Origin of the sequence: Acinetobacter sp. YH12052, from assembly GCF_013419835.1 — a bacterium.
Lineage (GTDB): Bacteria > Pseudomonadota > Gammaproteobacteria > Pseudomonadales > Moraxellaceae > Acinetobacter > Acinetobacter amyesii.
On the sequence record NZ_VOZI01000003.1, the window covers coordinates 78,604 to 103,956 of the forward strand.

20 protein-coding genes and 1 pseudogene are annotated in these 25,353 nt (G+C 41.1%); 10 read left to right on the forward strand and 11 right to left on the reverse strand.

The window, feature by feature from the left end; translation table 11 throughout:
* Positions 1–20: 20 nt before the first annotated feature.
* From FTU06_RS02920 to FTU06_RS02950, 7 genes are all read left to right on the forward strand, one after another.
* Positions 21–2,072: a site-specific recombinase gene (locus FTU06_RS02920; RefSeq protein ID WP_180124231.1), complete on the forward strand. Its 2,052-nt coding sequence runs from the start codon at positions 21–23 to the stop codon at positions 2,070–2,072.
* A gap of 152 nt (positions 2,073–2,224) precedes the next feature.
* Positions 2,225–2,821, forward strand: coding sequence for a phosphatase PAP2 family protein (locus FTU06_RS02925; protein ID WP_180005070.1), 597 nt, complete (start codon positions 2,225–2,227; stop codon positions 2,819–2,821).
* A 42-nt stretch (positions 2,822–2,863) separates the two neighbouring features.
* Positions 2,864–4,129, forward strand: coding sequence for an efflux RND transporter periplasmic adaptor subunit (locus FTU06_RS02930; protein WP_180144815.1), 1,266 nt, complete (start codon positions 2,864–2,866; stop codon positions 4,127–4,129).
* A 12-nt stretch (positions 4,130–4,141) separates the two neighbouring features.
* Positions 4,142–7,321, forward strand: a complete 3,180-nt coding sequence (locus tag FTU06_RS02935; RefSeq protein WP_180005072.1) for an efflux RND transporter permease subunit — start codon at positions 4,142–4,144, stop codon at positions 7,319–7,321.
* Entirely contained in the window at positions 7,321–8,775 is a 1,455-nt protein-coding gene (gene adeK / locus FTU06_RS02940; RefSeq protein WP_180034600.1) for a multidrug efflux RND transporter AdeIJK outer membrane channel subunit AdeK, read from the forward strand. Before FTU06_RS02935 ends, adeK begins: the two co-directional genes overlap by 1 nt.
* A 150-nt stretch (positions 8,776–8,925) precedes the next feature.
* Positions 8,926–9,282 carry a YbjQ family protein gene (locus FTU06_RS02945; protein WP_078192212.1) on the forward strand — a complete coding sequence of 119 codons (357 nt, stop codon included), beginning with the start codon at positions 8,926–8,928 and terminating at the stop codon, positions 9,280–9,282.
* A gap of 3 nt (positions 9,283–9,285) precedes the next feature.
* A complete protein-coding gene (locus FTU06_RS02950; RefSeq protein WP_078192213.1) occupies positions 9,286–9,729 on the forward strand; it encodes a YbjQ family protein in 444 nt (147 codons plus the stop codon).
* 33 nt (positions 9,730–9,762) lie between these two features.
* On the opposite strand, the gene FTU06_RS02955 is transcribed toward FTU06_RS02950, so the two are convergent.
* The 3 genes from FTU06_RS02955 to FTU06_RS02965 all read right to left on the reverse strand — a co-directional run bounded on the left by FTU06_RS02955 (position 9,763) and on the right by FTU06_RS02965 (position 12,376).
* A complete protein-coding gene (locus FTU06_RS02955) occupies positions 9,763–10,779 on the reverse strand; it encodes a hypothetical protein (protein ID WP_180144818.1) in 1,017 nt (338 codons plus the stop codon).
* Between the two features lie 74 nt (positions 10,780–10,853).
* Entirely contained in the window at positions 10,854–11,660 is an 807-nt protein-coding gene (locus FTU06_RS02960; RefSeq protein WP_180144820.1) for an SDR family oxidoreductase, read from the reverse strand.
* 44 nt (positions 11,661–11,704) lie between these two features.
* Entirely contained in the window at positions 11,705–12,376 is a 672-nt protein-coding gene (locus tag FTU06_RS02965; protein WP_180144823.1) for a hypothetical protein, read from the reverse strand.
* A gap of 184 nt (positions 12,377–12,560) precedes the next feature.
* Here FTU06_RS02965 and FTU06_RS02970 point away from each other — a divergent pair, with 184 nt between their 5' ends.
* Together FTU06_RS02970 and FTU06_RS17065 are read left to right on the forward strand one after the other, a co-directional pair.
* A complete protein-coding gene (locus FTU06_RS02970) occupies positions 12,561–15,455 on the forward strand; it encodes a valine--tRNA ligase (RefSeq protein ID WP_180144834.1) in 2,895 nt (964 codons plus the stop codon).
* 455 nt (positions 15,456–15,910) lie between these two features.
* A pseudogene (locus FTU06_RS17065) lies at positions 15,911–16,000 on the forward strand (hypothetical protein); the annotation flags it as partial.
* Positions 16,001–16,091: 91 nt separating this feature from the next.
* Here FTU06_RS17065 and FTU06_RS02975 read toward each other — a convergent pair.
* From FTU06_RS02975 to def, 8 genes are all read right to left on the reverse strand, one after another.
* Entirely contained in the window at positions 16,092–16,724 is a 633-nt protein-coding gene (locus FTU06_RS02975) for a hypothetical protein (RefSeq protein WP_180144836.1), read from the reverse strand.
* Between the two features lie 2 nt (positions 16,725–16,726).
* Positions 16,727–17,716, reverse strand: a complete 990-nt coding sequence (locus tag FTU06_RS02980) for an ImmA/IrrE family metallo-endopeptidase (RefSeq protein WP_180144847.1) — start codon at positions 17,714–17,716, stop codon at positions 16,727–16,729.
* Positions 17,717–17,900: 184 nt separating this feature from the next.
* Positions 17,901–18,275 carry an endonuclease domain-containing protein gene (locus FTU06_RS02985; RefSeq protein ID WP_180144851.1) on the reverse strand — a complete coding sequence of 125 codons (375 nt, stop codon included), beginning with the start codon at positions 18,273–18,275 and terminating at the stop codon, positions 17,901–17,903.
* A gap of 195 nt (positions 18,276–18,470) precedes the next feature.
* Positions 18,471–19,511, reverse strand: a complete 1,041-nt coding sequence (locus tag FTU06_RS02990; RefSeq protein WP_180144854.1) for a molecular chaperone DnaJ — start codon at positions 19,509–19,511, stop codon at positions 18,471–18,473.
* A gap of 84 nt (positions 19,512–19,595) precedes the next feature.
* Positions 19,596–20,879, reverse strand: a complete 1,284-nt coding sequence (locus tag FTU06_RS02995) for a glutaminase (RefSeq protein ID WP_180144857.1) — start codon at positions 20,877–20,879, stop codon at positions 19,596–19,598.
* 64 nt (positions 20,880–20,943) lie between these two features.
* A complete protein-coding gene (locus tag FTU06_RS03000; RefSeq protein ID WP_180144860.1) occupies positions 20,944–21,396 on the reverse strand; it encodes a hypothetical protein in 453 nt (150 codons plus the stop codon).
* A gap of 17 nt (positions 21,397–21,413) precedes the next feature.
* Entirely contained in the window at positions 21,414–22,625 is a 1,212-nt protein-coding gene (locus tag FTU06_RS03005; RefSeq protein ID WP_180144863.1) for a GGDEF domain-containing protein, read from the reverse strand.
* 191 nt (positions 22,626–22,816) lie between these two features.
* Positions 22,817–23,299, reverse strand: a complete 483-nt coding sequence (def, locus tag FTU06_RS03010; protein WP_180144866.1) for a peptide deformylase — start codon at positions 23,297–23,299, stop codon at positions 22,817–22,819.
* Between the two features lie 741 nt (positions 23,300–24,040).
* Here def and FTU06_RS03015 point away from each other — a divergent pair.
* Complete coding sequence (locus FTU06_RS03015) at positions 24,041–25,321, forward strand: MFS transporter (protein ID WP_180055499.1); 1,281 nt, start codon at positions 24,041–24,043, stop codon at positions 25,319–25,321.
* The last annotated feature ends 32 nt before the right edge of the window (positions 25,322–25,353 follow it).

Genomic DNA, 25,353 nt, shown 5'->3' on the forward strand with positions numbered 1-25,353 from the left:
CCTCGTAATTCCCATTGCCTATGCATATAAAACTGAATGATATCTTTTTGACCATGCAGCAACAGCTCGATACCCCTCGGGCTGTGCTGGATGAAAACTTGCTGATCGAATTGGTCAACCGAATTCGACCAGAAGATACAAAAAATACTGACGAAATTAAGAAAAAATTTCAGGCTTTCATCCAAGCTTTACTCATCACGCCAGATGCAGCCTCTACCCTGCAAAGCTTTGTTCTAAAACTCATTAGCCGATATAAACAAACCAGTTTATATGCGGACACGGGTATTTTGTCTCTCGATGGTTTTTGGGGACAACTGTTCCAACGTCTTGGCGCACATTTTCTTCCCCTGATCAATGACGAAACTCAACTACAAGATTTAGTCCGTCGAGTTTTTTATCGTCATAACGACAAATATTGGCTCGACAGTATTGATGATCAGCAATGGATGCAGCTCTTTCGATTGTTTAACCAAGGTCATAGCAATCAGGAAGAAAAAAAGAAAATTCGCCGTGAATTAATTAAGGCCATTACCGTTTTGTCTTATCGGGTGAGTGGTATTGGCTTATATCCTGAATTTATTAATGCGCAGCCTGAACTGACCGAATATGAATCGCCTTTTTTGGTGCAAAACCGTGAAATAAACGATTTTATTCAACAGTATAAAAAGCTCCATCAAAGTGCTGAAGAAATGAGTGCCGTGCTACCGCCGGATGCTTCTCAAGCGTTGGTGATGCTGGAACAATGTCGTGATGTGGTCCTGAAGATTCGCCGTGCGACCAAACGTATTGGTGTAAGTGTCAGTCTGACTTACTTATTATCACTTTTAGAACAGTGTTTAGATCGCTTAGAAATCTTACTCAACCTGATTGTTGAAGAAGATGACGTCCGCTATGTGTCTATGGGCAGTTTACTCAGTGATGTGACTTCAGCGATTTATAGCGAGCGTAGCGTGCGCGATTTACTTGCCACCAATAGTGAATTGGTTGCCCTACAAGTCACCGAAAATGCAAGTAAAACTGGCGAACACTATGTAAGTACGGACAAACAAAGCTTTATGAGCATGTACCGATCTGCGGCAGGTGCCGGCGTGATCATTGCATGTATGGCAACACTAAAAGTGCTGATGACCCGTGTCACCATGGCACCGCTCATGCAAGCCATTTCATATAGTCTGAACTACTCTTTCGGCTTTATGCTGATTCATGTCTTACATTTTACGGTTGCTACCAAACAGCCTGCGATGACAGCTGCCGCACTTGCCTCAACGGTTCAGCATCGTAAAGGCTCGAAAATGGCTCAGATTGCCGAACTTGCCGCGCTGATTATTAATATTATCCGCACCCAGTTTATTGCAATTTTAGGCAACATCAGTATTGCGATTCCTGTTGCAGCGCTGATTGCCCTCAGTTGGGACATGGCTTTACATGAACCTTTAATGAATCATGCAAAAGCAGCCAAAACATTACACGACCTTAACCCATTCACTTCTCTCGCTGTCCCACATGCTGCGATTGCTGGGGTATGTTTGTTTTTATCGGGTTTGATTGCCGGTTACTTTGACAACATGGCGGTCTATCGCAAAGTTGGACCACGAATTCAAGCGCATCCAAAGTTAAAACGCATCATGGGTCAAGACAGACTGGATAAGTTTGCCGCTTACATTGAACGAAACTTAGGTGCTTTGGCGGGTAACTTCTTATTCGGGATCATGCTGGGTAGTATGGGCACAATTGGTTATATCTTAGGTTTACCTTTAGATATTCGCCATATCGCCTTCGCCTCGGCCAACTTCATTCAAGGCCTCATCAATATTAATGGTTCACCAGACATTGGCTTAATCATTGTGTCATTCTTAGGAGTTATTCTGATCGGTCTGACTAACTTATTCGTCAGTTTCACGTTAACCATTATTGTGGCACTACGGGCACGTCGCGTAAGATTTGAACAATGGAAACCACTGGCTAAATTGGTGATGACTCATTTTCTAACGCGACCAAGTGACTTTTTCTGGCCACCAAAAGCCCCACTTGAAGTTGAAGATGGCACACAAGCCAGTAAGAACAATCATTAGCAGATTTGTGTTTTATTTTAGTAAGATGTAAATGAACACAAAAAATAAAATCAGTATGATTTACACAGACTTGAAATAAAGTGTACTGATGAGTACACTTTAGTCCATTAATTAACCGAGCTCAAACCGGTTAAAATGACAAGGAATAAAATATGCCACGAACGCTACTGTTTGTTGGTTTTTTTGCATTAATTATCAGTGTGTTGTCGCTTTATCCCACCTATTTAAATCTATTAGATTTAAATATCGTGGAATGGATGAGTCAGCACCGTATTGCTGTTTTTAATCAAATTGCCATCGGACTTTCCGCGCTAGGCGGCATGCCTTTTGTATTATTTTTCACCACGCTATGGTGTTTACACTTTGCGTGGTATAAAAAATACACAGAGATTGTTTTTATCAGTATAGGGATCTTTGGAAGTATCGGCCTTGCATGGTTGCTTAAATTTACGTTCACCAGACCGCGCCCCCCAGAAATGTACCATCTTGTAGCGTCTTACGGGAGTTCATTCCCAAGCGCACACAGTTGTTATGCTGCATCGCTTGCGTGTCTTATGATCTTGATTTACCGACAACATGCTCAACATCGCTTGATCACCATTTTGGCATTGTTATGGATGCTGTGTATGGGTGTTTCGCGAGTATATGTTGGGGTTCATTTTCCGACAGATGTCTTATCCGGTTGGAGCATAAGTTTTATTTGGATCGCGCTACTTTATTTGAGTTACATCAAAATCAGTAAAGCGTAAACAAATGAATAATTTAGATAAATATCTAATTGAGGTGGAACAATGATGTCTGCAAAGCTTTGGGCTCCTGCCCTGACTGCTTGCGCATTGGCAACAAGTATTGCACTTGTTGGTTGTAGCAAAGATCCTAAAGATGCACAGCAAGCTGCTGCTGCACAGCAAATGCCACCAACTGAAGTCGGTGTCATTGTTGCCCAACCGCAAAGCGTTGAACAATCTGTTGAACTTTCTGGCCGTACATCTGCCTATGAAATTTCAGAAGTACGTCCACAAACCAGTGGTGTAGTACTTAAACGTCTATTTGCAGAAGGCAGCTATGTTCGCGAAGGACAAGCCTTGTACGAGATCGATTCACGTACAAACCGTGCGTCAGCTGACAGTGCTCGTGCTGCTTTAACACGTCAACAAGCAAACCTAAACGTGTTACGTGTTAAAGAAGGTCGTTACCGTCAGCTTGTTGGCTCAAATGCGATTTCTAAACAAGAATATGACGATATTGTTGCGCAAGTTAAACTGGCTGAAGCAGACGTTGCTGCATCTCAGGCAGAACTTAAAAATGCAGAAATTAATTTAGGTTATTCAACTGTACGTGCGCCAATTTCGGGTCAAACAAACCGTTCAACAGTGACTGCTGGTGCATTAGTTACTGCATCTCAAGCTGATCCATTAGTCACAATTCAACGTCTTGATCCAATGTACGTTGACATTAACCAATCAAGTGCTGAACTTCTTCGCTTACGTCAACAATTAAGCCAAGGCAACTTGGACAGCAGTAATAACACCAAAGTGAAATTACGTCTTGAAGATGGTAGTGAATACCCGATTGAAGGTCGTTTAGCATTTTCTGATGCAAGTGTAAACCCAGATACAGGTACGGTTACACTTCGTGCTGTTTTTTCTAACCCGAACCATTTATTACTTCCGGGTATGTTTGCCAATGCTCGCATCGTTCAGGGTGTGATTCCAAACGCTTACATTATTCCACAAGCTGCTATTACACGTACCCCTACAGGTCAAGCAATGGCAATGATTGTGAATGCAAAAGGTGCTGTAGAATCTCGTCCTGTAACAACAGTCGGTACTCAAGGTGCAAACTGGATCGTGACTCAAGGCTTAAACACTGGCGATAAAGTGATTGTTGACGGTATTGCAAAAGTGAAAGCTGAGCAACAAGTTGTAGCCAAACCGTATCAACCTCAGGCTGCTGCACCTCAAGGTGCTCAACAACCTGCTGCAGCAAAGCCAGATGCTAAAGTTGCAGAACAAGCAGCACCTAAATCTGAACAAAAAGCTACTTCAAACGCATAGGGAGTAGACTGAATGGCTCAATTCTTTATTCATCGCCCCATTTTTGCGTGGGTGATTGCATTGGTGATTATGCTGGCGGGTGTACTCACGCTATCTAATATGCCAATTGCACAGTATCCGACCATTGCGCCGCCAACGGTTTCAATCTCTGCGACTTACCCTGGTGCGTCTGCAGAAACAGTTGAAAACACCGTAACCCAAATCATTGAACAACAAATGAATGGTTTGGATGGCTTACGTTATATTTCGTCAAACAGTGCGGGTAACGGTCAAGCATCTATTACATTGAACTTTGAACAAGGGATCGATCCAGATATCGCCCAAGTTCAAGTCCAAAACAAACTCCAGTCTGCGACAGCGCTATTACCTGAAGACGTACAACGTCAAGGTGTAAAAGTCACCAAATCTGGCGCAAGCTTCCTACAAGTTGTAGCATTCCACTCACCGTCGGGCAAGTTGACTGCGGACGACATTAAGGACTATGTAAACTCGAATATTTCTGAACCTCTCAGCCGTGTGGCAGGTGTAGGTGAAGTCCAAGTATTTGGTGGTTCTTATGCGATGCGTATTTGGCTAGATCCAGCCAAAATGGCAAACCTGAAAGTTACACCGAGTGATGTGGCTGCGGCTATCCGTACACAGAATGCTCAGGTTGCTGTTGGTCAGTTAGGCGGTGCGCCTGCAACTGAAGGTCAAGTACTGAACGCGACAGTTACAGCACAAAGTTTGTTGCAAACACCAGAGCAGTTTAAAAACATTTTCCTGCGTAACAGTAGTGATGGTGCTCAAGTACGTTTAGGTGATGTTGCACGTGTTGAATTAGGTGCTGACAACTATCAGTTCGACTCTAAGTTCAACAACAAACCTGCTGGTGGTGTAGCGATCAAACTAGCAACTGGTGCAAACGCATTAGATACAGCCGAAGCTGTTGAAGCACGTTTAAAAGAACTACGTCCAAACTACCCTGAAGGTTTAAAAGACACGCTTGCATTTGATACGACTCCATTCATTAAGTTATCGATTGAAAGTGTTGTACATACCCTTGTAGAAGCCGTGATTCTTGTATTCTTTGTGATGTTCTTATTCTTACAGAACTGGCGCGCAACGATTATTCCGACATTGGCTGTACCTGTAGTGGTATTGGGTACTTTTGCTGTCATTAACATGTTTGGTTTCTCGATCAACACACTCACCATGTTCGCGATGGTACTGGCGATTGGTCTCCTCGTGGATGATGCGATTGTTGTCGTAGAGAACGTTGAACGTGTCATGGTTGAAGATCATCTTGACCCCGTGACTGCAACTGAAATCTCAATGAAACAGATCTCGGGTGCCTTAATCGGTATTACCTCTGTGTTAACCGCTGTATTCGTGCCGATGGCATTCTTCGGTGGTACGACAGGTGTAATTTATCGTCAGTTCTCAATCACGCTGGTAACAGCAATGATTCTGTCATTGATTGTAGCATTGACCTTTACCCCTGCCCTATGTGCGACCATGTTGAAACAACATGATCCAAACAAACCAGAAAGCAACAATATCTTTGCCCGTTTCTTCCGTTGGTTTAACAGCTCTTTTGATAAAGTTGCGCATAAATACCAAGGCGGCGTGAACTTCATGACACACCACAAGATTTTCTCTGGTGTGATTTATGCAGTTGTAATCGGCTTATTAGTGCTTTTATTCCAAAAGTTACCATCATCATTCTTACCTGAAGAAGACCAAGGTGTTGTAATGACACTGGTACAGTTACCACCGAATGCCTCACTTGAGCGTACGGATAAAACTGTCACTGCAATGACCGATTACTTCCTGAAAAACGAAGAAAAATATGTCGATTCTGTATTCAGTGTTGCCGGTTTCTCGTTCACAGGTGTGGGTCAAAACGCAGGTCTTGCATTCATCAAGTTAAAAGATTGGGAAGACCGTACATCACCTGAATCTCAAGTGGGTGCGATTATTCAACGTGGTATGGCATTGAACATGATCGTGAAGGATGCTTCATACATCATGCCAATCCAATTACCAGCAATGCCTGAATTGGGTGTCACTGCTGGCTTCAACTTGCAGTTAAAAGCTTCTGCAGGCCAAACCCATCAACAACTTATCGATGCCCGTAATATGGTGCTCGGTATGGCTGCTCAAGATAAACGCCTCATGGGTGTTCGTCCTAACGGTCAAGAAGATACGCCACAGTACAAAATCACAATTGACCAAGCTCAAGCCGGTGCCATGGGTGTCAGCATTGCTGAAATCAATACCACAATGGGTATGGCCTGGGGTGGTTCTTACATCAACGACTTCGTTGACCGTGGTCGTGTGAAGAAAGTCTATGTACAAGGTGAAGCTGCGGCACGTATGATGCCTGAAGACCTGAGCCAGTGGTATGTCCGTAACAACCAAGGCACAATGGTACCATTCTCGACCTTCGCTACTGGCGAATGGACTTATGGTTCACCACGTCTTGAACGTTATAACGGTATCGCATCTGTGAACATTCAAGGTTCACCGGGTGTAGGTGTAAGTTCGGGCGACGCGATGAAAGCGATGGAAGAAATTGTACAAAAACTTCCTTCGATGGGCGTTCAAGGCTTTGACTATGAATGGACTGGTTTATCTCTAGAAGAACGTGAGTCTGGCGCACAAGCACCATTCCTATACGCACTTTCATTGTTAATCGTCTTCCTATGTCTTGCTGCCTTGTATGAAAGCTGGTCTATTCCGTTCTCAGTATTACTGGTTGTACCATTAGGTGTATTGGGTGCGTTATTACTGACTTTCCTTGGAATGGTGTTCTTCAAAAATCCAAACTTGGCGAATAACATTTACTTCCAGGTGGCTATTATTGCCGTCATTGGTTTGTCCGCGAAGAATGCGATCTTGATCGTAGAATTCGCCAAAGAACTTCAAGAAAAAGGTGAAGATCTGTTTGACGCAACATTGCATGCCGCTAAAATGCGTCTACGTCCAATTATCATGACCACTTTAGCCTTTGGTTTTGGTGTACTTCCGCTTGCGCTTTCTTCGGGTGCAGGTGCAGGTAGTCAGCACTCCGTAGGTTATGGTGTATTGGGTGGCGTAATCAGTTCTACCCTACTTGGTATCTTCTTTATTCCTGTGTTCTACGTATGGATCCGAAGTATCTTTAAGTACAAACCAAAACAACAAAATAATCAGGAGCATTTATCGTGATGCAAAATGTATGGTCTATTGCAGGTCGTAGCATTGCGGTTTCTTCACTTGCGCTTGCTTTGGCTGCCTGCCAAAGCATGCGTGGTCCAGAGCCGGTTGTTCAGACCAATATCCCCGAAAGCTACACAGCAAGTGCTTCTGGTACTTCTGTTGCTGAACAAGGATATAAAGATTTCTTTGCTGACCAACGTCTGGTACAAGTTCTTGACTTAGCTTTAGCCAATAACCGTGACCTACGTACGGCTGCTTTAAATATTGAACGTGCACAGCAACAGTATCAAATCACTGCCAATGGTCAATTACCAACCATTGGTGCAAGTGGTAGTGTACTTCGTCAAGACACGTTGAATACACAAAAGCCTATCACCTCTTACAATGTCGGTTTAGGTGTCACTGCCTATGAACTTGATTTTTGGGGTCGTGTACGTAGCTTAAAAGACAATGCCTTAGATAGTTACCTTGCAACTGCAAGTGCCCGTGATGCAACACAAATTGCGTTGATCGGTCAAGTGGCTCAAGCATGGTTAAACTATGCATACGCTAACTCAAACTTGAAGCTTGCAGATCAAACCTTAAAGGCTCAGCTTGAATCTTACAACCTCAACAAAAAGCGTTTTGATGTCGGTATTGACAGTGAAGTTCCTGTTCGTCAGGCTCAAATTTCTGTAGAAACTGCACGTAATGATGTTGCGAACTACAAAACTCAAATTGCTCAAGCGCAAAATTTATTGAATCTATTAGTGGGTCAACAAGTACCTGCGAACTTACTGCCGAACCAACGTGTCAGTCGGATTACTTCGACCAATACCATTGGTTCAGGTATTCCAAGTGACTTGTTGAACAACCGTCCAGATGTCCGTGCAGCTGAATATAAACTGTCTGCTGCCGGTGCGAACATTGGTGCAGCTAAAGCACGTCTGTTCCCTACGATTAGTCTGACAGGTTCAGCGGGTTATGCTTCAACGGACTTAGGTGATCTATTTAAATCAGGCAACTTTGTATGGTCTGCTGGCCCGAGCCTTGATATTCCAATCTTCGATTGGGGTACACGTCAGGCCAATATTAAAGTTTCTGAAACTGACCAGAAAATTGCATTGTCTGATTATGAAAAATCAGTTCAGTCAGCTTTCCGTGAAGTGAATGATGCGCTTGCAGTTCGTCAAAACATCGGTGACCGTATTGCAGCACAGCGCCGTTTAGTTGATGCAACCAATACAACTTACAAACTGTCAAATGCCCGCTTCCGTGCTGGTATTGATAGCTACTTAACTGTACTGGATGCGCAGCGTGCATCTTATGCAGCTGAGCAAGGTTTGTTGTTGCTTGAACAAGCAAATCTCAACAACCAAGTTGAATTGTATAAAACACTTGGTGGTGGTATCAAAGCCAACACTTCTGATGCTGTGCAATACCAACCTTCTACTGCTGAGCGTAAAGCTGCATCAAAACAATAATTTGAGTTAGCCTAGCCCGTAATATTTGAAAAGCTCACTTCGGTGGGCTTTTTCATTTTTAGATCGGAGCTTCAAAATAAAAATGAACATATTGCTTTTTGCTGAAGAGTTTCCTATCTTCAATTCACCTTTTTATATTGATAACTAAAAATGCTTTTAAGTAATCTTGAATCTGTTCCGGGCCATACCATTACACAACAACTTGATGTCGTTTATGGCAGTACTGTCCGCAGTAAACATGTTGGTCGTGACTTTATGGCTGGCCTAAAAAATATTGTGGGTGGTGAGCTCAAAGGTTATACAGAACTACTCGAAGAATCTCGTCAAGAAGCTATGAGCCGTATGATTGATAAAGCACGTGCCTTAGGCGCGAATGCGGTCGTCGGCATCCGTTTTTCAACCTCAAATATTGCTCAAGGCGCCTCTGAATTATTTGTGTATGGCACCGCTGTTCGCGTAGAAGCCAACTCAGCAAAACTCCCAGACCCATTTCCAACTCAGGACTAAGTCATGGATGCCTTTATTTTTAAAGTCCTGATTTTTGTGGTGCTCTTTTGTATTGGTTGGGGCTTCGGTCGCCATATCGAACAAAAACATCTCAAAGAACTCGAAGCTCAAGAAAAGCGATTGGCACATATTCGCATAGACAACAACCGCTTTAAAACTACTGAACATTTCGGACAACTGATTTCGAGTAATGTAGTGATTTCACATGATTATTTTAAATATGTGATTGCCAATATTCAGAACTTCTTTGGCGGACGTTTAACCAGTTATGAAAGCATCGTCGATCGGGCACGTCGTGAAGCCGTGGTGCGTTTAAAGCAAGAAGCTGAAAAGATGGGCGCAAACCAAATTATGGGCTTACGTTTAAGCACCACTGAGTTGGGTATGCAAGGCGGCATGGTCGAAGTCTTTGCGTATGGAACAGCAATTCAAAAGAGAGACATCTGATCTCTCTACTTCTCCCCAATTCATTTTTACTATTTAATTTACTTTACACAATGTGTTTTCAAACTCTTCATAACTCACATTTTCATTGCGACAAACTTTAAAACAAACTTCATTAAATTTCTTTTCATCAATATTTGGATCATGATAACTAAATGCAACATCTCCAGCATAAGCACGTGCCAGATCTTGCACCACAATGTCAGCTTTACATCCATATAAAGTTGGACATGCCTCTAATGTTCCTTCGTAATACTCTTTACACTGAGTCGCTTCGACATCCACCTTATTGGGTTTTTGCATCGACACATTTAAACCATTTTCATTCATTAGAAGAAAATATTGAAGTTTTCTAAATGGTTTTAAGTCAATCTCGAGTCCCGAATGATTGATACGAGCCAATTGATCTTTGTAAGAATTATGATCATCTGAGATTAACTCTGCATTACCAGCTTTGTCGATTTTGATAAAGCTATAGTTGACAGGCATATATGCGCCACTCCCCTTATGTGCAATCACTTCGATCAAATGATCTTTCGCAATAAATGCTCCCGTAAATACAGTCGATTCAACACTGGTCAGCAACTTACCTTTCACTAAAACACAATATCCAAAACATTGATCTTTGAATCTAGCCTGATCGCCTTTAAAATCATCAACAGGATGAAATTCAGCTCGCCATTTAAAATCACCAATTTTATTCGAGCTATAAGGTAATTTATCAACATCTGAATCTTGAGGATTTTGACTGTAATACTCAGACTTCAATAATCCTTGTTCATCAAACAGTGCTTCGATCGGTAACCACCCCTCATTTGGTCCTCGCATAACAACTTCTGCACTCGCCGCTTCAACATTAGGTTCAATCTCAACAGATTCAGTAACTGGTTCTGATACAGTTCCTATTTCTTTTTCAGGCTTTTCGAGTGTTGAGTTGTGCTCAATTTTTTGAGTTTTCTGTTTAAAATAAAAATAAGCCACCGTACCAATTACACCAATGATTGCGCACAAAATGATGGCTATTCCCCATTTGTTAAAATTATTCTTTTTCATTTCTTATAATCTCGATACTCATTAAAAAAGTCACTGTTAAGAGTGACTTTTAAACAATTTAAACTTGTTAAAACTTACTTCACTTTGGTTTTACGAATCATTTTATACAACGTTGTTGGTGATAAACGTGACACCCAAACACCGAGCTTTTCTTTAGAACCACCCACCACGATGTATTCTTCCCCACGTTGCAAAGATTGCACCACCGTTTCGGCAAACTCATTGGCTTCTAGACCATTTTCAATGGCTTCATCCTGATGCCCTTGTGGCTTGCCGGCACCATTGAGTGCATTAAATGAAACATTGGTTTTGACAAATCCGGGGAATATCACCGATACGCCCACCCCTTGATCCGCCACTTCTGCACGTAGACTGTTTGCCCACATATGAATGGCAGCTTTTGCAGCAGAATAGGTCGCGCGGTATTGTGTACCTAATAAGCCTGCAACACTTGAAACAAAAGCAATTCGACCAGACTTTTGTGCTAAAAATGTCGGTAAAACGGTTTTGGTTAAATAGACTTGCGAAAAATAATCTACTTCCATGATGGCACGTTCAGTTTGCATAGTCGTATCCGTAATCAATGCACGCTGACTCAATCCCGCATTATTGATTAGCCAGTCAATTCGACCTTTATGCGCACGGACTTGTTCATAAGCATGGCGAACTTGTTCTTCATTGGTAATATCTGCACACACTGAAAGATGCTGATCTGGATGTAATAATGAAACACGGACTTTTTCCAACTCTTCAAAACGACGTGCGGTCAAAATGACCTGCGCCCCTTGCAAAGCACATTCTTTTGCTAAAGCTTCACCCAAACCTGACGATGCCCCAGTAATCCATACCACTTTTCCGTTCAAATCATCACGTTTTGCCATTTTGACATCCTTTTAAATAACTAATTTATTCATTTATATGTATTTTATGCTTTATGTAGTACAGGCTCATTGCTCAAAAACACCATAAAATGATCAAAGTACTGACTCATCGATTGTGCATCATAAATTTTGCCGAGTTTATCGAAGCGTTTATATCCGAGTTGCGTGGTGAGATTGATGACACCGGTTAAAGTTTTATCCACCACCATATTAAATTTCAGCATTTTTTTTGGTTCACGCACCAAATGCGTCACCCCTGCATCGACCACTTGCGTGAATGCTTTCAACGCGAGCGGCACATATTGGTTTTGCCCGTCTTTCATCTGACTGACAAAGCCTAGCAAGTCATTCGCTAGAGAGGCATCGATCGGGTAATGCATAAAATGCTGACCATCTTTGCTATAAAAACGTCCATATAAATAATTCACCATCGGTACAAGGCGGTCATTGCCGAAAAAAGACACAGACCACGGCATATATTTACGGGTCGTTTCACGTATTTGCTGAATAATTTTTTCGGATTCATTGTCTCCAGACTTATTCATGCGCGCCATTTGACCAAAAACTTGATCTAAAATTTCACATGCAATATCCGCTAGATTATCCCCTAAGGCTTTGGACTGACTTTCTGTTTCACCTGCGTTGAGCTTTTGATGAATCGTCTCAAAACGTTGATATGTCGTAGGTTGAATCTTTAAAGAAATAGAATAAGTCATTTGATATTGCTCCTTTTATCTTAGTTTTGGGATCAATGGATACTTCTTATCTTAGGTCCTATCATACGGACTCTTTTATTTACTGCCAAATCCTAAAAGTTAACATTCGCCCAACATCCCTAATTCACCATTTTTTTTGCTACAATAGATCTAATTTTTTATCCACTTTTGATCTGTTTAGACTATGACTGATTCAGCGCAAAATATTGCTACGACCTACGATCCGACCGAGATCGAAAAAAAATGGTACAAGACTTGGGAAGAGAGAGGCTACTTCAAGCCATCTCAAAAAGGTGATTCATTCTGTATTATGATTCCGCCACCAAACGTCACTGGTAGCTTGCACATGGGTCATGGTTTCAACAATGCCATTATGGATGCGTTGACTCGTTATAACCGTATGTCTGGCAAAAATACCCTTTGGCAGCCGGGTACCGACCATGCAGGTATCGCAACGCAAATGGTTGTTGAACGTCAATTGGGTGCTGAAGGCATCAGCCGTCACGACCTTGGTCGTGAAAAGTTCATTGAAAAAGTGTGGCAATGGAAAGAACAATCTGGCGGTAACATTACCCGTCAAATCCGCCGTTTAGGTTCTTCGGTAGATTGGTCTCGTGAACGCTTCACCATGGACGAAGGTTTATCAAATGCTGTGAAAGAAGTATTTGTTAAGCTACATGAAGAAGGCTTAATTTACCGTGGTAAACGCCTAGTCAACTGGGACCCTAAACTACAAACTGCCCTTTCTGACTTAGAAGTTGAGTCTGATAAAGAAGAAGCAGGTTCACTTTGGCACTTCAAATATTTCTTTGAAGATAAGTCACTTCGTACCCATGACGGCAAAGATCACATTGTTGTGGCGACAACACGTCCTGAAACATTGCTTGGCGATACAGCTGTTGCGGTTGCGCTTGATGATGAACGCTATGCAGCGCTTGTAGGCAAAAACATCATCCTACCTATTACAGGCCGTGCTGTTCCTATCGTAAAAGACGAATATGTAGACAAAGAATTTGGTACAGGCTGTGTGAAAATCACCCCTGCGCACGACTTCAATGACTATGAAGTGGGCAAACGCTGTGAACTTCCAATCATCAACATCTTCAACAAAAATGCTGAAGTGTTGGCTGAGTTTGAATACATCGCGAAAGCGGGCAAGCAAATTTCTAAAACCATTCCTGCACCTGCGGACTACATTGGTTTAGAGCGTTTTGCTGCACGTAAACAATTGGTTGCTCAAGCTGAAGCTGAAGGCTGGTTAGACCAGATTCAACCGTACACATTGAAGCCACCTCGCGGTGACCGTTCAGGTGTGATCGTTGAGCCATTATTGACTGACCAATGGTATGTGAAAATTGCGCCACTTGCTGAGCCTGCAATTAAAGCGGTTCAAGACGGTCAAATTAAGTTTGTCCCTGAGCAATACAGCAACATGTACATGGCTTGGATGAACAACATTCAAGACTGGTGTATCTCACGTCAATTATGGTGGGGTCACCGTATTCCAGCTTGGTACGATGCTGAAGGCAACGTATTTGTCGGTCGCGACGAAGCTGAAGTTCGTGCGAAAAATGGCATTGCGCCTGAAGTTGAATTGAAACAAGACGAAGACGTGCTTGATACATGGTTCTCTTCTGGTCTTTGGACATTCTCAACTTTAGGTTGGACTGGTGACGCTGCGAAAGATAAAGAAAACTATTTCCTCAACACTTTCCACCCGACTGATGTACTGGTAACTGGCTTTGACATCATTTTCTTCTGGGTTGCCCGCATGATCATGATGACCATGCACTTCATGAAAAATGAAGACGGCACACCACAAGTTCCGTTCAAAACTGTGTATGTACACGGTTTGGTACGTGATGGCGAAGGTCAAAAAATGTCTAAATCTAAGGGTAACGTGCTTGACCCATTAGATTTGATTGACGGTGTTGATCTTGAAACTTTAGTACAAAAACGTACTACAGGACTCATGAACCCGAAACAAGCGGCGAAGATTGAAAAATCTACCCGTAAAGAATTCCCTGAAGGCATTCAGTCTTACGGTACAGATGCGGTTCGTTTCACTTTCTGTGCGCTTGCGAACACTGGCCGTGACATTAAGTTCGACATGAAACGTGTTGAAGGTTACCGTAACTTTGCCAACAAAATCTGGAACGCTACCCGTTTCGTGATGATGAACTGTGAAGAGCAAGTGATTGGTATCGATGCTCGTCAAGACCTTTGGGAATTGCCTGAACAGTGGATCGTCAGCCGTCTGCAAAAAGCGGAACAAGCCGTGCAAACAGCATTCGCGACGTATCGTTTAGACTTGGCTGCACAAGCGATTTACGAGTTCATTTGGAATGAATACTGTGACTGGTATGTCGAGCTGACTAAGCCTGTTCTAAATGATGAAAACGTATCTGTTGAGCGTAAAGCTGAAGTACGTCGTGTTCTTCTTGCTGTAATGGAAGCGTCTTTACGTTTGGCTCACCCATTGATGCCTTACTTAACAGAAGAAATCTGGCAAACACTTGCGCCGAAACTCAACATTTCTGGCGAAACAATTATGTTGGCTCAGTACCCTGTTGCTGAACAAGCATTGATTAATGAACAAGCTGAAGCAGATATGCAATGGCTTCAAGGTTTGATTGGTGCGGTACGTAACATCCGTGGTGAGATGGGTCTAGGTAATGCTCGCTTGTTACCTGTTCTTCTTCAAAACACAACAGAAAGCGAGAAAGCTCAGATCACACGTATTGAAGCTTTATTCACTGCGTTGGCAAAAGTTGAAAGCATTACTTTCCTTGCTGATGGCGAACAACCGCCATTGTCTTCATCTTCTGTAGTCGGTCATGTGTCTGTATTCGTTCCAATGAAGGGCTTAATTGACCCTAAAGCGGAATTGGGTCGTCTGCAAAAAGACTTAGACAAGGTTCAAAAACAGCATGACCAAATTGCAACTAAACTTGGCAATGAAGGTTTTGTGGCAAAAGCACCTGCAGCTGTAGTTGAAGGCGAGAAAGTGAAACTTGCTGAGTTTGCTGACCAATTAGCGAAGATTAAAGCGAATATGGAGCAAATTGCAGCGCTTTAATTAAATACATTATAAAAAAGCCCAATATTGGGCTTTTTTTATACAAAAAAATAAACTATATTTAAATAAATCTAAATAATATTGAGTTTCTATATATGATAATACTTAATCAAAACAACAATATAGCTAACACATATTTTGAACGATTAAATTACTTTGGCTTGAGTATTATAATCCCCGTCACAATAGGTCTATTTTTTGCAAAAGGTGCAAATTTTAGTGCTCAAAATGTACAACTTGTTAGTCAGCTTTTTTTATTAATTAGCATTATTTATCTTATAATTGACTCATCAGAAAGCACCAAAAGTTATAAGCGAATAGCCAAAGTATATGTTGAAAAAAATAGTCATTTAAAACTATCCTTAAAAACACTAGTTTTTTTAATTAGTTACTGCTTTTTAGGATCGTTAGCCATTGGGTTAATTTAAAGGTATGATTAAGCAGTTCAATTTAATTTAATTGAAGGCGAGAAAGTTAAACTTGCTGAATTTGCTGATCAGTTAGCGAAGATTAAAGCGAATATGGAGCAAATTGCAGCGCTTTAATGTGTTGTTATTTTGATCCAGTTTTTGTATAAAGGGCTGATTATTCAGCCCTTTATTTATTTAAAATTTCAACCAATATGGTGTTCTAATATTAATTATTTATTTTGATTAGATGTGAATCTGATAATAAAGGGATGACTTCTGATGAATAAGAAGACAAACATGCTATTGCATTATCAACCGATCTAGATTCACCAAATGCCATTCTTAAAACAGTATCATCTACACAACGCTGGATAACCTTTTCATTGACAGTTTCATAACCTAATTTTTCAATTAGAATAAGCATTGCTATTTCTAAAGTATATACACGTTGAGATAAATTATCAGTAATCTCTTTCAATGATGATGTATTAAGTAAAGATACTAAACAACGTCTATCACCAGTAGCAATTTTGCTAGAAGGATTATTATATGCTGATAATATTAGCTGAGCTTCGCCAGGATCAATATTCGAAGCGCTTGATAGCTCATCTAAAATTTCATGTTGAGGGACAGCATCTGTAATTGCTTTTGTACGATTAACGAACTCAACTAATTTCTGATATAAGTCAGGATTTGTTAGCTTATTTTTTCCTTTTTTAGCTTGACTAGGAATTGCCCGACGAGCAGTAGAGGTTAGATAGCAATCTTGATTTTCTAATTGTATTGCATCACAAAAGGGAATTAATAAATCACAACCTGCTAATTTCATTAAAATATCATTATCAGCAAATAGAATCACTTTTACATCCCAATAAGATGACGCAATGCCTTTTCATCATCAAGGCTATCAACATCCACATATTGCATAAATGTGGATTTTGCGATTTCTTGATCCGATTCACCAATATTTAAACTTTTTATTAATGTCTTACAGGCTGCGGTAGCTAACCCCATATTGTTAATCGTAAATCCATAATTTAAAACAATATGCATTGGATCAATTTTATTGGCACGTCCAACTTGTAAAGCTGAGGCAGCTAATGTATTCGGGTATAACCGACTTTCTGATCTGTATGCCGCATCACTCCTACCTGTAATCAACTCTAAAGCAAATTTATTTGCTTCTAACTCTTGATTATCACAATCTGATTCAGTAATTTTCTCATCTACCACCCAATCATCATCAGTTACATGACCTAAAATAATGTGGCCTAGCTCATGAGCTAAATGAAAAACCAAATAACCATGCTTACGTGTACTAGTCAGAATAATTACAGGTCTACCCTGTAACTGCAAAGCTAATCCTTGCATTTTTGGAGAAGGTAAATTTTCAACAAAAATTACAGGTATGCCTATTTCCCAACAATAATCCAATAAAGTTTTGAAATCTATCCAAGGTACATTTCGCGCAAGTAAGGTTTTTCGAATACTCTTAGCAGATATATTTACTAAATTAGCACACTCATTTTCATAGGCTTCCAACGTTAATCTCGCAGCTAAGCATGAAAGAGCTACTGCTTTAGTTAAATCTTTTTCTTCAACATTACTAGCATGTTTAAATTTATGCTTTGGAACAATAAAAGTTGGATCAGCGTCCCCGATAAGGCTACTGTAACGAATACTTAAATATTTCGATAGAATTAATGAAGCCTCTTGCAAACCGGCTGGAGTGTTTGCAATATTATCGTCCCACCAATCAGGTAAAAGCTTCTTAACTATTGATTTTTTAAAACCTAATGTATCTAGCTTTGAATATAGGGTTTGCATAGGGCTGATTGTTTTTGTAGTCATAGCAACCTCCATGAAACAAAATTATTGATTTCTAAAATTTGTGGAACATTATATACTATATCGTGAAACAACAACTAGAATAATTTCAAAAAATATTAAAAACCCCCACACTTAAAACAAATTAATTGTAGAAAAATCAATTATTTATTAGGTTTGTAATTAAATATAAATTTAATTATACAGATTAAAGAAAGCTATAATCTAAGTCAAAACATATCCGCCCCAAATCCACCAACACCACATTCGTCCGACTCAAAACATCATGATTCCAATACCGCACAACGGTTAAACCCAAAGCCTCTAGAAACTTAGTCCGCTCAGCATCATATTCAATCGCATCATCCATTCCATGCTGACTACCATCTAATTCAATGACCAAACCAATTTCATGACAGTAAAAATCCACAATATAACGTTCAATAACATGCTGACGACGAAATTTAAGATTCATAAAACGTTTGGTCCGTAGAAGTTGCCACATGAGGTGTTCAGCATCGGTGGCAGTGTGACGCATGGATTTGGCGAATATTAAAAGTTGGGGGTCGAGTTTATTGTTCATTACGTTTTGTTTTTATTATTTTAATCAGATTATCAAATTTTATAACCTCTCCCTAGCCCTCTCCTATAAGGAGAGGGAATATTCATTATTAAGCCAATAGACGGTATTTAATTAGATGCAACTCCCTCTCCCTTTGGGATGAGAAGCATTGCTTCGCAAGGGGGTGAGGGAAACGTGCTTTTAATGAAAAAAGTATCAAAGCATCCCATTCTCCAGCAACACCACCACCCCTTTCACCTTCTCCATATATTTCAGCCGTTCTTTTTCCCACTTCACTTGTTCTTTTAACACCGAAACATCGCCATCAATCACCTTAAACACATCTTTCACCTGCATATTTTTCGGCTTCGGTTTTTCACTCCAGTGAAAGCTATCCTTGATGTCATCAATTTGACTTGCAAGGCGTTGACTTTGCGCCTCTAAAGCCATCTTATAAAACTTTAAATGTTCATCAGTTAAAGCTTTAGGGCTTTTGCCCTTATTAGTTTCTAGCTGTAATTGCAGTTTCAGTAAATAAAACAAATCCTGTGCTTCATAGGCTTGGTTCACCACTTGCAGCAACTCGGTTTTTTCCGCTTTTTTAGCTTCATCAGGTTCACGGTCCGGGTGAATCATGGCAGTGATTTTTAAATACACAGTTTTCAGTGATTGGTTCACTAACTTTTCAGCTTGCTCACGTTTTTGCGCAAGTCGTTTACGCTGATGCTCTTTTTTCTCACGTTGATATTGTTCGCTGTCCCACTCTTCATAAGACTCATATTCTTCTGTCGTTTCTTGTTCTATATCAACATGACCTTCTACTTTGCTCTGTTCAGTTTGGGCTGACTTAGCTTTTTTATTTGGCTTTTGATTATGCGCATGATGCTGCTGATAAAAGGCATCCACCTCAGTGACTTTTTCAAGTTCGGCAGTATTTAAATAGTTGGATTTTTTTAGCTGCTTAGCCAGTTTCGCAAGCTTTGCATCCAGCTGTGCTAAGTCTGCTTTAGCAAAGTCTTCTTGCTGTAGATGTTGCCAAAGCTGAGTTAGTTGACGGTAGTACACCACATGCAAATCACGGTAGATCGGCACAAGTTTGAGTTGGATATAACTTTGAATTTCACTTTTGGCGTTTTGCCAAAGATCTAAATCCAGCTTTTGCTGTTCGATTTGCTCAATCAGTTTATTCAGCTTTTTATGCTGTGGCGATAAAGCTTCAACACTCGGGAGTAAACTGACTTTTAACTCAAAAGACATAAGCAAATTTAACGCAAAAAGAAAATTATAGCCGATCTAAGCACGAAACTTATGAGCACTTTGCCTAAATCAAAAAATCACGTTTTATAAATAACACTCAAACCGATGCAAATATTGACTCAACTCTTCCCGAACCACCACCTCATGTCCTGCATGACTTCGACTTTGTTCCAAAAGATGCTCAGAGTCGATCACTACCACGCGATGACCATCCGCAATTAAACGATCTACACCTTCAAAGAGCATTCGGACACCAACATCGTGTATCAAAGAAATATTGGTCAGGTCTAAAACGATATGGTTCTTCGCAACAGGTTCATCCTCTAAGATCCGCAGTAACATTTCCGACTCAGTAAATTGCAATACGCCGCGCAGTTCATACACCACCACCGAATGATCAAGGCCGCAGGTATAGCGACTCTGGACGATCGTTTGCGCTGAAGGTGTTCCCTCCATCACATGTAGTCCCATGTCCTTAGACAGTCGTTCAAATATTTCTACGCCTCGAACACTATTCCCATGTGTATCGAGTTTCGGACTAAAGACTGCCAACCCAACCTGCCCTGGCAAAGCCCCCATGATGCCACCGGCCACACCGCTTTTGGCAGGAATACCGACCGTTGTCAGCCAATCACCCGCAGCATCATACATGCCGCAAGTCATCATCACACTCAACACTTGGCGCACCACCGAACGTGACAGCAACCGTTTTCCTGTGGCTGCTTGCACGCCACCATTGGCAAGCACACTGGCCATTTTTGCCAAATCTTTAACCGTCACTAATATTGCACACTGACGAATATAGCCATTCACCACATCTTCAGGGTCTTCTTCAAGCACACCGACTGTGCGCAGCATGTAACCGATCGACAAATTTCGAAAAGCCGTCTTCACTTCAGACTGGTAAACCGCTTCATCAAAACTCAGCTCACGCCCCGCCAGTTCACTTAAAAATTCACGGAGTTTTTCAGCTCGAGTGCTGTACTCGTCATGCGGTAAAAGTGAATGTGTGGTGATTGCCCCCGAATTGATCATCGGGTTTTTCGGGGTATTGCTCTGTGGATCGAGCGCAATTTGATTAAACGCCTCTCCCGATGGCTCGACACCGACTTTTTGTAAAACGCTGTCTAAGCCAAGATGACGAATCGCTAAAGCATAAGCAAAAGGTTTAGACATCGACTGAATGGTGAACTCGACTTCGTCATCACCCGAGGAATAAATCGTGCCATCTACGGTAGACAGTGCCAAAGCCAGTCTATTCGGATTGGCGTTAGCTAACTCAGGAATATAATCTGCCAAAGCTCCGTGTTGATTGGCATCGCAGGCATTAAGGACATGCTGTAAATAATCTGGAACAGGCGTTTTCATAAGGGCTATTTTTTGTTGTGTGCTTTTTTATTTATAACAAATTGAGCTGCCTCTGTATAAGTCCTTATGGTGAAGATGCTTTCTGAGCTAAAACATGTATGTGCTGTATATTCAAATGGTGCATCATTTCTCGAATAAAAACGAAATAACTGAGTTGAATGATTGCCTGCTCACCAAATAGATTTTGATAATATTCAGTATGTTCAATCATTTCATTAAAGCCATGTTCTAAGCTTTGTCGTTCAATGCGGGTCGCATGTTCAAAAAAGGTTTGCGCCAGTATATGCAGCATCGCATCATTCGACTGAGCATAGCGCTGCGTCTGATAATCGAGCTGTAATCGTTCTAAAATTTCTTCAATTTCATAGATCAAATATTCAATCGCTAAAGCATCGAAGCGCTGATGTCGAACACATTTTTGTACCAAAGCCGCTAAGCCATGATCAAAATGAATATTCTGTTGCTCGGTCTGAAAGTCGAGCTGCGCTAATCCGAGCTGAAATTGTAATTGCTGCATCGCTATCTTTTAAGTTTTTAATCTTCTACCAAGTTTAACTCACGAAAGCTACACACTTGGTTACGACCTTGTTGCTTTGCCATATACAGTGCTTGATCAGCCATACGCGTGACCACAGCAGACGGTGTCCCCTCAATCGCAGTTGCCACACCGAAACTTGCACTAATCTTCAACATTTGATGGTTGGCTATCATGGTTTCAGCTTCAGAAATGGCTAATCGACAGCGTTCAGCGACCTCTATCGCCTGCTCTAAACTCTGATTTTTTAAAATTAAAATGAATTCTTCACCGCCATAACGTCCAACCACATCTTGTACACGAGTATTGTCATTTAAAATTTGAGCAACACGTTGTAAAACGGCATCTCCTGCATCATGTCCATACTGGTCATTGATCAATTTAAAATGGTCGAGATCAAGCAAAACCACTGCAAATTCAGGCCGTATCTGTTTACTGAGCCTATCAAGTTCATGACTGACATAACGACGGTTAAACACATTGGTCAGGCCATCAACACGGCTGAGGACTTCCATCTTTTGTTCACGGTGTCGCCACTGTAAAAGCAAAATCTGAAAAAATACCGCACTGACGATCAATATGGGTAAATACAACTCCGCCATACTCATGAGCCAAAAGGCATTATCGTAAAACTCACTCTGTTTTAAAGCTGGGCTGAAAATCGGTGCATATTCTAGATGGTCAATCGAAGTTTGATAGCAAATGTAGCCAATAAACAGTGTGATCGGAAATGTAATACTGAGCATAATTGCAGGACGATAAAAAACCAAACCGACCATCAGCAGATTGACCGTCCCCGCCATAGTGGCAGGACTATAGATCCCAATCATATAGCCACCATAGATCATACCGATCCCAAACAGGACGGGCGCAAAATAGCTAAAAAACAGTCTAAAATTTAAATATTTTTTGAAATAAAGACTGAGTACTGCCAATACGCCATAACTGAGTAGGACTATACAAGCGACGATGATCCTGAACTTGAGTTCACTCGGATTAAACCAAATCCGATTGGTCGAATAATAAAAATTCATGATGCACCACTTCAACACGCTAACTTGACTCAGCATGCCAAAGATGAGAAGTAAACGCCCTTTATCGTAGTCAGACCAATTGATGATGAGATAGTCTGACTCAAACAAAAGATGCTTCAATTTACGCCATTGTACGCCCCATTTCGTACAGACAGCATTGCCCCAATTTTTCCCCATTAATCTTCTTTTTTATTTTATTATTTCGCTAGTTATACAAGGTTTTAACTTCAAAAAGAAAGCCTATTTTCACAGTTAAAAGTGCAACCTTTGAAGCCTTTAAACTTCACTTACACCACTATTCAAATTACTTTTCCGCTATTTTTTTAGCTCAATTGGTCACTTTTATCTTTTTGAAATAGTACAGTTTATTATTCTAAACGCTCGGTGAATAAGATCCCGTTCAGATGATCGACCTCATGTTGTACGATCCGTGCAGGAAAGCCATTCAGGGTTTTCTCTTTGACTTCACCTTGAAGGGTCAAATATCGCACGTGAATTTGCTCGGCTCTCGGGACTTGTCCTCGTGCATTCGGCACACTTAAGCAGCCTTCTTCACCCCAAACCGTGGTCGTAGATCGAGATGTAATCACTGGATTGACCATCACGATCGCCTCCATTTCAGGCGCATCGGGATAGCGTAAATTTGCACGTGAAGCCACGATAATTACCCGCTTAGAAACATAAATTTGCGGTGCGGCAATGCCTACGCCTTGACGCTCAAGCATAGTGGCATGAAGTGTTTCACTTAGTGCAGTTAACCATGCAGAACCTATTTCAGATGCTTGCACCTCTGCAGCCGTGAGCGTCAAAATTGCTTCACCACGTTGTGCAACAGCAGCAATATGACTCATGTATTTATCCTTTTTTAAGTCTAGCAAGCTTAAATTATTTAACTGATGTAACGCACGTAAAAGTAATTTCACAATTTTAAAATGATATTTAAGTTTATTCGACGTAGTCTTACATCTAGGATTTAAATAAAGGGATTAGCCTTCGGCTGGAGGTACTCTTACGAAACAATGTTTCTCATTAGGCAAAATGAGAAGCAAAGCTTCGCAAGGAAACCATCTTGCGGTGCAATGCACCTCACCGACAAAACTCGTTCACTAGTATCAAATTATTCAAAGTATCGCAAAAACTTTTTTGATTAGAAGGAGTCCTGTCTCAAACACTTGCGGATGACGTTACCGCGTATCATTCTTTCATTTGAATCAAATAACGCTTCTGATGTTACTGCGTAATATCAGTTATTTAAAAAAAACAACCATGCAATATGCATTATTATCGGTTCTGAGTATAAAACAACAGCGTGCTATGGCTTTGAATCTTTTGTGGTTTATATAGAGCACAAAGTAAAATAGTAGATCATACTACCCTATACCATTGATATTTATCATTTATACATCAAGGTACACTATTATCTATTACCAATCATTCTTTTAGTTAATGCGACTTTATCTATATTATTTTGTTCTTAATTAATAATATTTTCATAACTATAAGTTTTTAATAAGGCAACAAAGTTTGATTATTCAATAAAAATTTGAATCACTAAAATCCTCAAATGCTATTTGCTGCTGGAAAATATTTGCATGGAAGCTCAGCCACGCCTGACTCGTCAAGATAAACGCACCCTCGGACTGTCATCCCTCGGTGGCGCACTTGAGTTTTATGACTTTGTCATTTATGTGTTTTACGCCAAAATTATTTCGGAACTGTTTTTCCCCACTGGCCTCAGTCCATTTTGGGCGATGCTGAATACCTACGGTATTTTTGCCGCAGGATATTTTTTCCGCCCATTGGGTGGTGTGGTGATGGCGCATTTTGGCGATTTGATTGGTCGTAAGCGTTTATTTAGTTTGTCTATTTTACTCATGGCTCTGCCTACACTGATGATTGGTGTGATGCCGACTTTTGAAAGTATTGGTTATGCAGCACCACTTTTGCTCCTACTGATGCGTGTGATTCAAGGCATCGCGATTGGTGGTGAAATCCCAGCGGCATGGACTTTTGTTTCAGAGCATGTGCCTGAGCAAAAAATTGGGATCGCCAATGGCTTACTCACTGCTGGCTTATCTTTAGGTATCCTATTGGGCGCACTGATGTCTTTGTTTATTTCATTACAATTTACAGAGTCAGAAATCCATGATTGGGCATGGCGGATTCCATTCATTCTAGGCGGAATCTTTGGTTTTGTTGCGCTCTATCTCCGCAGTTATTTAAAAGAAACGCCTGTATTTAAAGCTATGCAAGAAAAGAAACAATTGGCTAAAGAGCTTCCTGTGAAACAAGTGCTGCAACAGCACAAAACAGGCGTTGTGATTGGTATGCTGTTTACATGGTTCTTAACTGGCTGCGTTGTTGTATTGATTTTAGCGATGCCAAATTTACTCACGGGCGCCTTTGGTTTTGAACGTGCCGATGCCTTTAAAATGCAAAGTGCCGCTATTGTGATGCAAATGGTCGGTTGTATCTTGGCAGGTCTTTTGGCAGATCGCTTCGGTGCGGGTAAAGTGATGCTGTTCGGTTCACTCCTTGTCGCAATAATCGCGGGCGTGTTCTATAACAGCTTGGGCCATGTGGCAGCATCGACCGTGTTTGCGCTCTATATGTTGCTCGGTTTGGCATCAGGTACGGTTGGTATGGTGTCTTATAGTATGGTGAAAATGTTCCCTGCACAGATTCGTTTCTCGGGCATTTCATTTTCATACAATTTGGCCTATGCCATCGCGGGTGGTATCACCTTGCCGTTGGTTCAATGGTTGAGTTTATACAGCAACATTGGCGCTATGTATTATATTTGGACCGTCTGTTTGGTGACCTTCTTTACTGCGATGCTTTATCGTCAACGTTTTGAAAAAACATCTCATTAAAATAATAAAAAAGCGGTCAATGACCGCTTTTT